Origin of the sequence: Pararhizobium sp. DWP3-4, assembly GCF_049898205.1 — a bacterium.
Lineage (GTDB): Bacteria > Pseudomonadota > Alphaproteobacteria > Rhizobiales > Rhizobiaceae > Pararhizobium.
In genome coordinates this window covers 215,667-227,945 of the sequence record NZ_JAFCXF010000005.1, presented here as the reverse complement: position 1 = coordinate 227,945, position 12,279 = coordinate 215,667, and the positions used below count along the sequence as shown (strand labels likewise).

General features: G+C 57.9%; 10 protein-coding genes. 5 read left to right on the top strand and 5 right to left on the bottom strand.

Annotated features, from left to right (window positions below):
• The 3 genes from ACP7E6_RS15065 to ACP7E6_RS15055 form a co-directional block, all read right to left on the bottom strand.
• On the bottom strand, window positions 1-270 hold the full coding sequence (locus ACP7E6_RS15065) for a hypothetical protein (protein ID WP_426230524.1): 270 nt from the start codon (window positions 268-270) through the stop codon (window positions 1-3).
• 12 nt (window positions 271-282) lie between these two features.
• Window positions 283-678, bottom strand: coding sequence for a hypothetical protein (locus ACP7E6_RS15060; protein WP_426230523.1), 396 nt, complete (start codon window positions 676-678; stop codon window positions 283-285).
• Between the two features lie 78 nt (window positions 679-756).
• Complete coding sequence (locus tag ACP7E6_RS15055; protein WP_426230522.1) at window positions 757-1,095, bottom strand: hypothetical protein; 339 nt, start codon at window positions 1,093-1,095, stop codon at window positions 757-759.
• A gap of 270 nt (window positions 1,096-1,365) precedes the next feature.
• Here ACP7E6_RS15055 and ACP7E6_RS15050 point away from each other — a divergent pair, with 270 nt between their 5' ends.
• The 5 genes from ACP7E6_RS15050 (at window position 1,366) to ACP7E6_RS15030 (ending at window position 10,822) form a co-directional block, all read left to right on the top strand.
• Window positions 1,366-1,611 (top strand): hypothetical protein, encoded by a 246-nt coding sequence (locus ACP7E6_RS15050; RefSeq protein ID WP_426230521.1) that lies wholly within the window; start codon window positions 1,366-1,368, stop codon window positions 1,609-1,611.
• Window positions 1,559-2,929 carry a glycosyltransferase gene (locus ACP7E6_RS15045; RefSeq protein WP_426230520.1) on the top strand — a complete coding sequence of 457 codons (1,371 nt, stop codon included), beginning with the start codon at window positions 1,559-1,561 and terminating at the stop codon, window positions 2,927-2,929. Before ACP7E6_RS15050 ends, ACP7E6_RS15045 begins: the two co-directional genes overlap by 53 nt.
• 74 nt (window positions 2,930-3,003) lie before the next feature.
• A complete protein-coding gene (glf, locus tag ACP7E6_RS15040) occupies window positions 3,004-5,355 on the top strand; it encodes a UDP-galactopyranose mutase (protein ID WP_426230519.1) in 2,352 nt (783 codons plus the stop codon).
• Entirely contained in the window at window positions 5,355-8,582 is a 3,228-nt protein-coding gene (locus tag ACP7E6_RS15035) for a glycosyltransferase (protein ID WP_426230762.1), read from the top strand. The genes glf and ACP7E6_RS15035 overlap by 1 nt, the downstream gene beginning before the upstream one ends.
• Window positions 8,579-10,822 (top strand): glycosyltransferase, encoded by a 2,244-nt coding sequence (locus ACP7E6_RS15030; RefSeq protein ID WP_426230518.1) that lies wholly within the window; start codon window positions 8,579-8,581, stop codon window positions 10,820-10,822. The genes ACP7E6_RS15035 and ACP7E6_RS15030 overlap by 4 nt, the downstream gene beginning before the upstream one ends.
• 358 nt (window positions 10,823-11,180) lie before the next feature.
• On the opposite strand, the gene minE is transcribed toward ACP7E6_RS15030, so the two are convergent.
• Window positions 11,181-11,444 carry a cell division topological specificity factor MinE gene (minE, locus tag ACP7E6_RS15025; protein ID WP_426230517.1) on the bottom strand — a complete coding sequence of 88 codons (264 nt, stop codon included), beginning with the start codon at window positions 11,442-11,444 and terminating at the stop codon, window positions 11,181-11,183.
• Entirely contained in the window at window positions 11,441-12,256 is an 816-nt protein-coding gene (gene minD, locus ACP7E6_RS15020; RefSeq protein ID WP_426230516.1) for a septum site-determining protein MinD, read from the bottom strand. Before minD ends, minE begins: the two co-directional genes overlap by 4 nt.
• Window positions 12,257-12,279: the final 23 nt, after the last annotated feature.

The following is a 12,279-nucleotide window of genomic DNA, read 5'->3' as shown; positions in this document are numbered from 1 at the left end:
TTATCGCGTAGCTCCGTAGACAAAAGCAAGAAAGCCAATGATGATAGCCGATGTGAGCGGCTGCGCCCTGACGCGTTCGCGAACGTCTTCCATCGCCAAACGTCCCGCTCCAGATGCGGTTTCCCGCGCCGCCTCTTTCAAGCGTGCCACCTCCACCCGCAACGCTGTAAACTCTTCGTGGTCATCGGCCGTGCGGCCGGTTGCTGCGAGCGCTTCGTCTACGAGCGGCGCTGGCTCTACGTTCGGATCAGGTGTGAATTTATCGTCCATGCTGAAGACCTTCTACTGTGTTTTTTCGGTGCCCGCCGGGGCAGTGGATTGCGATTCGCCACCTGAACCGGATTCCGGCGTGGGATCCCTATCAGTCGGCGCAGGCTGCATTTTCTCTCCGGCAGGCGGCGTGTTATCGATGACAGTTTGATCCTTTGGCGTCACGACCGCGTTGATATCGCCCGTCGTGGTCTGCTTGCTGTCGGTGGCGGCGTCGTTGTCGATCGCCTCGCCGTAGCTGCCTGCCACCGCCCACGCTATCACCGCCAAAAGAAGGCCGCCGATCAACACCATCAATACCGGCCTTCCAAGCAGCCCCTGACGCGCCTGCACGGGAGTTGCCTGTACGACCTTTTCCGTTTGCGCACTTGAAACGGTATCGCCGCGTTCGTCCTTGTAAGTTGCCATCGTCATTCCTTTCTAAATACTGTGGCGCAACCGTTGACGGCGGCTAAATGTTCCGCACCCGGCCACGCACGAAGGCTGCTATTTCGCCGTAAAGAAGGTGAGCAGCACCTTGCCTTTTTCACCGACGAGGCAGACGAAACGATCGGCCTTCCCGGCGACACCCTTCCGCTCGATATAGGCCTCTCCGAGGATGACGGTCTTGATGGCAACGTCCTCGACATTTGTATCTGCTGCGCTTATGGCGAGACTTTCAGCATCGAAGACCAGCCCTGTGATCTCTGATGATTGGGCTTGTAGAGCGACCAGCCCGGTAGATCGACATGCCGTCACCGCCGGGTCCTCGGCCGTTTGTGCAAGTGCGGGTCCTACCATGAGCATGGACAACGCAGCTGCTGTCAGAAAGTTCTTCCTGGTCATTTTTTGTCCCTGCGGCGCTGAGGAAATTGGCGGGCCGCGCCGCCATCCTCAACGTTCCACGGGGCGGTCGGTTCCGTTCTCAATTTCGGTGTGCGAGAGCCTTAGGCGCGGGCGGGCGGAGACCGTGGAACAATTTGTTCGAGCGCCGGTTTCATGAGGCAAGACCTGCGCCCCGCGCGGCCAATGATGTGACGGTGAAGACGAGATCTTTCTTGGTGTTGAGTGTCCAACCGGTAAGCTTGCGCCCTTATCCAAGTTTCGAAAGGCGATATGATGATCGATCCTCCGAGCCAGCAGACGGGTCACCCAGAGCGGAAGGTAGAACTCGATCAAACCGTGGATTACGCAGTGCAGCTTCTCGTCGAAGAAGCACACCTTGTCGGCTGGACGCGCGTAGAGTTCCTCACTGCGATCGTCGAGGCCGCCACCAGCCGGATGGCCGCCATCGACGAGGAGCGCGAGCTTGATCAAACTGGATCGATCGGCTCTAAAGCCGATGAAATTCCCAGGCTGTGACCATCGCCAATTGCCCCGACGTCAAGTCGCCAGTTGCAAGCTTGCCAGCATTGCGATCCTCGGCTCCGGTCGTAGTGAAATTTACAAATCGCTGGCTGCCGATCGACGCGGTCGCGCTGGGTCGAAAGAGCGACAAGCGGGAGGTCCGAACCTTATCATGACGCACAGTACGAAACTCAGACGGCTTGTCGTCATCAGCGATTTTCAGGCAGGGGACACGTTTTCTGCAAGCGTGCCAACAATCGAAGAATTTTGCCATCAATGGGGGAGCGGTGCCCGCGGCCAGCCTGTCGATACTGTGAATGAGCGCCATGGTTTCGCAGTGGAGGGCGGATATATCGAGCGCCTGCCTCTGGCTTGCCTGAAAGCAGGCATCGTGGATGCGGTCGAGGTATGGACGCATTGGCGCGGAGATCACGCTCCACAGGCGGATCTGCGCGCCGCGCCGCGCCTCATCCGGCGCTCGTTTCAGATGAATGGCCCGGAAGAACCGATTTCTTCCAACGACATGATGGCTCACATCCTGACATTCGGGCCACCGGATATCCTTTGCGTCTGGGGACTTGGTGTTTCGCAAGACCTCCTCACGGCCTGCAAAAACAGTTTCAAAATCTATAACTCCATCGATGCGCCGGCATTGCGAATTCCGCCTGAGGTCAGTCGACATTTCGATCTGGTGCTCACCGGTGCCGCGTGGCAGTCAGACGAGGTAAGTAGCCGGCACCCGGGGATGAAGACCGCTATTCTGCCGATCGGACCGGAATTCGCATCTGACACTATGTTCTTCCCGATTGATGGTCCAAAGCCCTACGACATCATTTATGTGGCGGCGGCGCAAAACTACAAGCGCCACGACATCCTCTTTCACGCCTTGGCAAGGCTGCCGCGTTCCGTTCGCGCGCTGTGCGTCTTTGGCTATGGGGAAATGGCCAGTGATTTGCGGGCGCGCGCGAGCGACATGCAGATTAACGTCGACTTTATCGGTCCACCCGGAGTGCCATTCGTTGAAGTCAACCGCTTGATGAACCAGGCTAAGATCGGCGTCGTCTGCGGTATCGACGATGGGGCGCCCGCGATCTTGACCGAGTATATGCTCGCCGGCTTGCCAGTCCTTGCAAACAGCGCGCTCAGTTGTGGACTGCAATATATTACGCCACAGACCGGGCGAGCGGCCTCGTCTGATGAATTTCACGAGAGTATTTCGGAAATGCTGGCGACACTCTCCGTGTTTTCGCCAAGACAGATGGTCATCGACAACTGGACCTGGCCGCATTCGGTGCGAAAGTTGCAGGCGCTGATCGGTTTTGAAGCACATTAGAAATGTTTTAAGAAAAACGCGGAACAAAGCTCCGGAAATACAGTTTGTCTCCGTCTCTCAACAGCGGATGTGCAATGAATCTCTCCAGTTCGTTTTTTCAAGCGTCGCACGCAGAATCTGACCGCAACGCGCCGCTGATTTGTTTCTCTCATTTACGCTGGGACTTCGTGTTGCAGCGTCCGCAACATCTGATGGGTCGCTTTGCCAGCGATCGCCAGGTCTTCTTCTTTGAAGAGTTCATTCCGACAGACCATCATCTTGCCTATCTGGAAATCCACCCTTTCGAAGGTACGACTGTCAAGGCCGTTCGTCCGCGTATTCCGCATGGGTGGAACGAATCCGACCGTGAAAAGGCGCTGAGTAAACTCCTTGATGACCTGCTGACGCTGAACAACGCGACACGTCCGATCCTGTGGTTCTATACGCCGATGATGTACAATTTTGCCCGTCATGTGGATGCGGCGGCGGTCGTGTACGACTGCATGGACGAATTGGCAAACTTCAAATTCGCACCGCTCCGCCTGAAGGAAACAGAAGCGGCCTTGATTGCCCGCGCCGATGTGGTTTTCACCGGAGGACACAGTCTGTACGAGGCCAAGCGCCATCTGCACGACAACATTCACCCTTTTCCGTCGAGCGTCGATGTCAACCATTTTCAAGCGGCCAGACGTGACCGCAAGGAGCCATCCGATCAAGGATCCGTCACAGGCCCGAAGCTTGGCTACTATGGTGTCATCGACGAGCGCCTCGATCTTGCCCTGATCGGTGCCGTGGCGAAATCCAGACCTAACATGTCGTTCATCCTCATCGGCCCCGTCGCCAAGATTGCTTCCGAGGACCTGCCCAAGGCTTCGAACATTCATTATCTCGGCCAAAAGAGGTATGATGAATTGCCGGCCTATCTTTCGGGATGGGATGCCGCCCTGATGCCGTTTGCCATGAACGAAGCGACAAAGTTCATCAGCCCGACCAAGACTCCTGAATATCTTGCTGCCGGACGTCCGGTCGTCAGTACCCCGATTAGGGACGTCGTGCGCCATTACGCAAGTTGTGAAGGCGTGTTCATTGCTGAAGATGCGGATAGCTTTGCAGCTGCGTGCGATGAGGCGCTTGCTCTGAAGACGTCCGGTACCGATTGGCTTGCATCGGTCGATACCATGCTGACAGGTTCATCCTGGGACCAAATGTTTTTGGCAATGAATGCGTTGATTGACGAGGCCGTGACGCGGCGCCTCGTACCGGAGCAACCTGCAAAACGGAACTATCGCGATCGATCCGGGACCAAGCCTGCAGCCAATTACGATTACATGATTGTCGGGGCAGGGTTTGCCGGTTCGGTCCTGGCCGAGAGGCTTGCGTCCGCCGACAACAAGCGGGTGCTTGTCTGCGACCGGCGCCCGCACATCGCCGGTAATGCCTATGATTTCCACAATGACGACGGCATTCTCATTCACCAATATGGTCCGCATATCTTCCACACCAACAGCGAAGAGATTTTCAATTACCTATCGCGCTTCACTGCCTGGAGACCCTACGAGCACCGGGTGCTCGCCGATGTTGGCGGTCGTCAACTGCCTGTGCCTATCAACAGAACGACGCTGAATGAGCTTTACGGCGTCGATCTCCGCGACGAGGAGCAGGCAGCACAGTTTCTAGCCGGCCGGGCCGAGCCCTGCAATCCGATCGTGACGTCGAAGGATGTGGTGGTGTCGCAGGTTGGCAGCGATCTCTACCGGACGTTCTTCGAGGGTTACACCCGCAAGCAATGGGGGCTAGATCCCTCGCAGCTCGACAAAGCCGTGACGGCGCGGGTGCCGACACGGACCAGTACGGATGACCGCTATTTTCTCGATACTTATCAGGCTATGCCGCTTCATGGTTATACCCACATGTTCGAAAAAATGCTCGACCACGAGAACATTACGGTCATGACCGGCACGGAATATGTGGACATCCGCAGAGAAAATCTGGCGGCACATACGATCTTTACCGGACCGATCGACGAGTATTTCGGTTATCGTTTCGGCCGATTGCCTTATCGCAGCCTGAAGTTCCAGCACGAAACACGCGACACCCGGCGCATACTGCCGGTCGGCGTCGTCAACTATCCCTCCGAGTCCGTACCCTACACCCGGATAACCGAGTATAAGCACCTGACAGGGCAGGTTCATCCGAAGACCAGTATTTGCTATGAATTCGCCTGTGCTGACGGAGATCCCTACTACCCGATCCCCAGGCCGGAAAACCAGGCACTCTACAAGCAATACGAGGCGTTGGCTCGTGAGCGCAGTGACGTCACTTTTGTCGGCCGGCTGGGAACTTATAAATATTACAATATGGATCAGGTTGTGGGCCAGGCGCTGGCGACGTATCGCCGGATGACGAAGGCCGTGTCAAGCGATGCCGTGGCTGCCAACGTCCAATGATCAGCACACGTCCCCGGATTGTTCTTGCGACGGATAGCCTCGATCCATCCGGCATGGGCGAGCACATGCTGTTGCTTGGGCGGGCGCTTCAACTGCAATTCGACGTAACGCTGGCGGGCGTTGACGCCGAATTGCTCAGCCGAGCCGCTCGTTGCGGGCTTACGATCAAAGCTATCGACGACAATGACACCTTCACGGCTTGGCTGCGCTCCCATGGCGCATCTTTGCTCCACGTCCACGCCGGCATTGGTTGGGAAGGCCACGAGGTCGCCAGAGCTGGGGCTGCGGGCGGTATCCCTGTCATCCGCACGGACCATCTTCCCTATCTTCTGACCGATAGCGACCAGAAGGCAGACTACGAGCGCGAAAGCCAGATTCTCTCGCACCATATCGTCGTTTCAGACGCATCGCGTTCAAGTTTCACAAATAATGGTACCGACCCTCGTCGCATGACCGTCGTTCGGAACGGGATTTTCGCATTGGAAGCAGACGGCAGGCCAGAAAAGGCCGCGCCGGAGCTCGCTGGAAAAACGGTGCTTCTTACGGTCGCGCGTTTTTCCAAGCAGAAGGATCACGCTACTCTGATCAGGGCAATGCCAACGGTTCTTGCAAGATGCCCTTCAGCCGTCCTGCTTCTTGTCGGGAGGGGCGAGGAAATGGAGATTGTTCAGGCGCTCGTCGAGGATTTGGGACTCGATCCGCATGTCCGGTTTCTGGGGCATCGCACCGATATCGCCGAGCTGATGGCCAGTGCTGATCTCTTTGTCCTCCCATCGCAATTTGAGGGACTACCGTTGGCGCTGCTCGAAGCGATGTCGCTCGCACTGCCTGTCGTTGCAACCCGGATTGGCGGTACTGTCGAGGCACTGGGACCGGATTATCCGTTCTTTGCGGACAGCGGAAATCCCGCTTCTTTGGCTGGTGCGATCATTAAGGCTCTAGATCACCCCGATCAGGCGAAGACAGCAGCGCAAGACGCCCGGCAGCGTTTCCAGACCGAATTTTCAGCGCAGCGGATGGCGGATCAGACCGCCACTGTCTACCGGCGCTTTCTGTCAGACCAAGAAGACGAAACACAAGGACATGCTTCCATGAACAAGATACGCATCGGCTTCATTGGCGTCGGTGGCATTGCCCAGCGGCACCTCGATATTCTGGCCGGTTTCGAGGATGTGTCACTGGTGGCCTTTGCCGACCCGGACTTCGGGCGTGCCGCACAAGCCGCATCTCGATTTGGCGCGAAGGCATTCGAAAGCCATGGCACGATGCTGGAACAAGAGGTTCTCGACGCGGTCTATATCTGCATTCCGCCCTTCGCCCATGGCGAAGCCGAACGGGATTTGATTGCCCGCAGTATCCCGTTCTTTGTCGAAAAACCGATCACGCTCGATATCGGCCTGGCAGAAGAATTGTCGGCCGCGATCCAAAAGGCAACGCTGATCACAGCTGTGGGATACCACTGGCGATACCTCGATACCGTCGAAGAGGCGCGCACGCTTTTGGCCGACAACCCTGCCCAGCTTCTTTCTGGCTATTGGCTGGACCAGACCCCCCCGCCGCAATGGTGGTGGAAGTCCGATCGGTCCGGCGGCCAGATGGTCGAGCAGACGACGCATATCGTCGATCTTGCGCGCTATCTGATCGGAGAAGTGACGGAGGTTTATGGTCGCGTAGGGTTCAAGGACCGCCCTGAATTCCCCGGCCTCAATGTACCAGCCGTCACTACGGCAAGCCTCACCTTTCAGTCCGGGGTTATTGCCAACATATCCTCGACATGCCTCCTCGGCTGGAGCCACAAGGTTGGCTTGAATATCTTTGCCGACCGGCTGGCAATAGAACTGACCGACCATGATATCATGGTCGATGTGGGTTCCGGCAGGCCCGTGAGGCATGCCGAAGGCGATCCGGTCTGGCGCGAAGATCGCGATTTCATCGATGCCGTGCGCGGTGGAGAAAATCACATTCGCTGCACCTACGAAGATGCGCTGGCAACACACCGGCTGGCGCTCGCAGTTGAAACTTCAGCACGCAGCGGCGAGCCGATCAGGCTCGACGCACCTGTCGTGGGCCGCAACTCGACCGCGCCGCTTCAGCACCAGGTACAAACGCAGGCTCCTCGAGGGCTGCCGCCCGGCCATCGTCATATTCGCTCGCTGGGGATCCAAAGCCCGGGAAGGGCATTCTTTACAGAGTACGAAGAGGGGCCACCCGCCGACGGCCAGGTCCGGCTGGATACGCTCTACACCGGTTTTTCCGCTGGAACCGAATTGACCTTCATGAAGAATACCAACCCATATTTCCACTCCCGTTTCGACGGCGGCCGTGGCGTATTCATCGAAAACCAGCCTGATCTGCATTATCCCGTTCCATTCCTTGGCTATATGGAAGTGGCCCGGGTATCGGAATCGAAAGCCACCGGTTTTGAAAACGGTGGCGTTCTTGCCACGACCTATGCGCACAAGAGCGGCCACACGGCCGATCCGTTCCATGACATGCTCGTGCCGCTGCCGGCCGACGTCGATCCCATTCTCGGCGTTTTCGTCGCGCAGATGGGGCCGATTGCGGCCAATGGCATTCTGCATGCCGATGCGGATGTGCTCGGGAGCAACGTTCACAGTCTCGGAGCCGGTATTGCGGGCCGTCAGGTGGTGGTCCTCGGTGCCGGCACGGTCGGTTTGATGACGGCGCTGTTCGCACAGAAACTGGGCGCGTCAGGTGTCATCATCGCCGACCCTTCGGAGTTTCGACGCGGCAAAGCCAAGGCTATGGGCCTGATGGCCATGAGTGAGGAGGACGTCTGGCAGCACGCGAAAGCAAGCTGGCACAACGGTGGCAGTGACCGAGGCGCCGATGTCGTCTTCCAGACGCGCGCCCATTCCCGCAGCCTGCATGTGGCGCTGAAAGCGTTGCGTCCCCAGGGTACCGTAATCGATCTTGCCTTCTATCAGGATGGGGCCGATGCGCTGCGGCTGGGCGAGGAATTTCATCACAACGGCCTTAACATTCGCTGCGCCCAGATCAATCGCGTGCCGCGTGGTCTGGCGCCGCTTTGGGACAGACGCCGGCTCTCAGGAGAAACCGTGCAACTTATGAGGAGCCACGGTAGCCTGATCCGTGAACATATGATTACCCATATCGTGCCATTCGACGACGGTCCAAGATTCCTCGCCGATCTTGTAGAAAACCGGCCCGAATTTTTGCAGATCGTTTTCAAGGTCCAGGAATGAGTCCGATCGATCCGCCCATTCGTATCCTGTTCGTCTTCGCATGGTTGGTGGTCGGCGGCGAGGAAACCGAGGTCCGCCTCCTCGCCCGCAACCTCGACCGTGCCCGCTACAAGCTCGATGTTGTGGCGTGTTTCCGCAAACCAAACATGCCGGAACAAACACATGCACAACTGCAGGCACTCGGTGTTGACGTGGACACGACGCCCTACGAACTGTCGTTCCAGGATACGGTGTCCTATCTTGCAAGCAAGATATCGGGATACGATGTTGTCGTTTCCTGTCAGAATGTTGCCGACATCTATCCGGCGCTCGAACGCATTCACCTGCGCCCGCCTTTGATAGAGCATGGCGGCCTTGTGTCGGAAGCCCTCGCAGGGCCGAAGCATTTTACCCATCGCTATGTCGGTGTATGCCGGTCCATCCGCGACGCCGCAGCCTCGGGGATGCGGGGGCGGGAGAACGACGCTATCGAAATCCCTTCGATGGTCGATCTGTCGGAGTTCGATCCTTTTCAACGGGCTGGCATGCGCGCGTCGCTGGGCATTGCGGAAAGCGACATCCTAATCGCATGGGTGGGCCGTCTCGACCCCAAGAAAAACGTTGAGGATTTCATCGAAGCTGCGGCGATCGTGCATGTCCAAGATGTAAATGCGCGATTCATGATCGTCGGCGGACCGGACGCATTCATGCCGGACTATGCCGTGAAATTGAAATCGCTCGCAGTCGCCCGTGGATTGGCCGGCGTGCTGACTTTCCTGGGGGACCGCAAGGACATTCCGGCCCTACTGTCGGCCGCTGATATTTTCACCTGGCTGTCGAGGGGCGAGGGCATGCCGCATGTGATCGCAGAGGCTGGTGCTGCATGCCTGCCAGTGATCGCAACGCCAGACAATGGCGCCTTGCAACAGATTGACGACGGCGTATCCGGTTTGTTTGTACCCTATGGAGATCCGGACTCCGTGGCTGCGGCTATGAAAAAGTTGATTTCGTCGGCCGCGTTGCGCAGCAGGCTTGGCCAGACTTTACGTTCCAAAGTGGAAACCTATTACAGTGCTGGCGCCGTCGTACCACAGTGGGAGAGGCTCATTGAGCAGGTTGCGTCAGAGCGAAAACAGGGTGGGCCAACCGGGCTTTTCAAGTCCTTTTTGCAAGGCGGATTCGAGTGTTCCACGCACCGGCTGCGTGCACGTGAGGGCGAGACGGTCGGAAAGCGGCTGGATGTGATCGCGGCAACCGGCCATGACGTCTACGCCGCAAGCGACTATTCGCAGCTTGCCCGGCACTCAATCCGCACCGTTCGAGACGGGCTGCGCTGGCATCTGATCGAAACGAGCGCTGGAGAATACGACTGGTCGAGCTTCCTGCCCATGCTTAAGGCGGCAAACGAGACCGGAACCCAGGTGATCTGGGATCTGCTGCATTACGGCTGGCCTGACGACGTCGATGTCTGGTCACCGAATTTCATCGCGCGTTTTGCGCATTTTGCCGGGGCTGCAGCAAGGGTCGTTCGCGACAATAGCGATGCGGTGCCGTTTTACTCTCCCGTCAACGAAATCTCATTTTTCTCCTGGGGCGGCGGGGATGCCGGTTACCTCAATCCATTTGCCAATGGACGCGGTTTCGAATTGAAGGTTCAACTGGCGCGCGGTTCGGTTGCTGCTATGGAGGCTGTTCTTGCGGTCGATCCGAGAGCCCGGTTCGTTCACTGCGACCCGGTCATCAACGTCGTCACCGATCCGGCCCGTCAATGGGAGCGGCGCGTTGCCGAAGGTCACCGTCAATCCCAATATCAAGGTTGGGACCTGATCGCCGGCCGGATGTGGCCGCAGATCGGGGGTGCGGAAAAATATCTCGATATCGTTGGGGTCAACTACTACCACAACAACCAATGGATTCATGGCGGGCCGCCTATCGACATGGATCACCCGCTTTACAAGCCGCTGCGGACGATCTTGATCGAAACCTACGCCCGGTATGGCAAGCCGGTCTTTATCGCGGAGACAGGGATCGAGGCGGAGCGGCGTGCAAGCTGGATTACCTACGTCTACGCCGAGGTCCGTGCGGCGATGAAGGCCGGGGTCCCAATCGAAGGCATATGTCTTTACCCCATTATCAGTCATCTTGGATGGGACGACGAGCGGCCTTGCGATAACGGCCTGTTGTCGGCGCAGTTCGAAAAATCAGGGCGACAGGAGTATGAGCCGCTGGCTCGTGCGTTGCGCGCGGCGCGGCAGCAATAAGATGCTGAATGGGGGAGGCTTGAAAGAACGGCAACGCGGCGCGTGGGACCCCTCAACGGTGAAAAGCCCCCCTCCACGCCTGGAGCTGAGGTCGATAACTGCAAAGCGCCCTGCGGGTGCTTTGCAGACTGTTCTTGCCTGGCATGCTCGGGGCACGGCGCGATTGACGCCGCAGAAATGCGGTATGTTAAAATTTCGCTATCCAGCTGTGTCCCAGGCCGCGAGGGAGCGCTTTGTCTGCAGCGACGGAATCTAGCTGAAAAAGTAAATGCGACTGGACGGCGCCTTTTGGAAAGCTGCCATTTTCAGGAATTTTTCAGCGTTTCAGCGCGCCGGTGGACAGTGTAGTCGGCGGCCGTCAGGCCGCCTTCCTTGCTGCATCAAACGGAATTTCGACATCGACAACGAGCGTCGAGACCTGGATGCCGCGCTCCAATTTGACGCTGACTTTGTCGCTGTCGACCTGCATATGCTTGGAGATCGCACGAAGGATCTCGTCGCGCAACTTGGTGACGAGGTCTGAATCTCCGGTTGAGGCACGGTCATGGGCAAGAAGCACTTGGAGCCGCTCGCGAGCGGCAGGTGCAGATTGCGATCGGGAAAACAATCCGAAAAGGTTCATGCCGCTTTCCTTCCGAAGATCTTGCCGAAGAAACCTCGCTTCTCTCCCGGAATGGTGACCGGCAGTGTTTCACCTTTCAGCCGCCGGGCGGCCTCGAAATAGGCCATCGCCGGGGCGCTACGCCCATCCGCCAGAGTAACAGGAGCGCCCACGTTGGAGGCGCGCAGGACATCCATGCTCTCTGGGATGATACCGAGGAGCGGGATCGACAAAATCTCAAGCACGTCATCCACCTTGAGCATGTCGCCACGATCTGCGCGCGCCGAGTCGTAGCGGGTCAGCAGCAGGTGTTTCTCCATCGGCTCGCCATTCTCGGCTTTCAACGTCTTGGAATCGAGCAGACCAATGATACGGTCTGAATCGCGGACCGAAGAAACTTCGGGGTTGGTTACGACGATCGCCACGTCAGCATGACGCATGGCAAGGGTTGCGCCACGCTCGATGCCGGCAGGGCTGTCACAGATAACCCAGTCGAAAGCACTTCTGAGTGAGGAGATAACCTTCTCGACGCCTTCAGCAGTGAGATTCTCCTTGTCACGGGTTTGCGACGCCGGCAGCAGATAGAGTGTTTCCACCCGCTTGTCCCGGATCAGCGCTTGCGTCAGCTTGGCTTCGCCCTGGATGACGTTGACGAGGTCATAAACCACGCGTCTTTCCGCCCCCATCACCAGGTCAAGATTGCGTAGCCCGACGTCGAAATCGACCACCACGACCTTGTCGCCACTCTGTGCCAGTGCTGCGCCCAATGCAGCAGTCGATGTCGTCTTGCCGACGCCACCCTTGCCCGACGTCACCACGATTACCTTGCCCATTTACCTCTCCAATTCAGTAGGAA

Coding starts and splice junctions, on each gene's coding strand:
- ACP7E6_RS15065 (WP_426230524.1), bottom strand. CDS start 270: ATGGACGATAAATTCACACCTGATCCGAACGTAGAGCCAGCGCCGCTC.
- ACP7E6_RS15060 (WP_426230523.1), bottom strand. CDS start 678: ATGGCAACTTACAAGGACGAACGCGGCGATACCGTTTCAAGTGCGCAA.
- ACP7E6_RS15055 (WP_426230522.1), bottom strand. CDS start 1,095: ATGACCAGGAAGAACTTTCTGACAGCAGCTGCGTTGTCCATGCTCATG.
- ACP7E6_RS15050 (WP_426230521.1), top strand. CDS start 1,366: ATGATGATCGATCCTCCGAGCCAGCAGACGGGTCACCCAGAGCGGAAG.
- glf (WP_426230519.1), top strand. CDS start 3,004: ATGAATCTCTCCAGTTCGTTTTTTCAAGCGTCGCACGCAGAATCTGAC.
- ACP7E6_RS15030 (WP_426230518.1), top strand. CDS start 8,579: ATGAGTCCGATCGATCCGCCCATTCGTATCCTGTTCGTCTTCGCATGG.
- minE (WP_426230517.1), bottom strand. CDS start 11,444: ATGAACCTTTTCGGATTGTTTTCCCGATCGCAATCTGCACCTGCCGCT.
- minD (WP_426230516.1), bottom strand. CDS start 12,256: ATGGGCAAGGTAATCGTGGTGACGTCGGGCAAGGGTGGCGTCGGCAAG.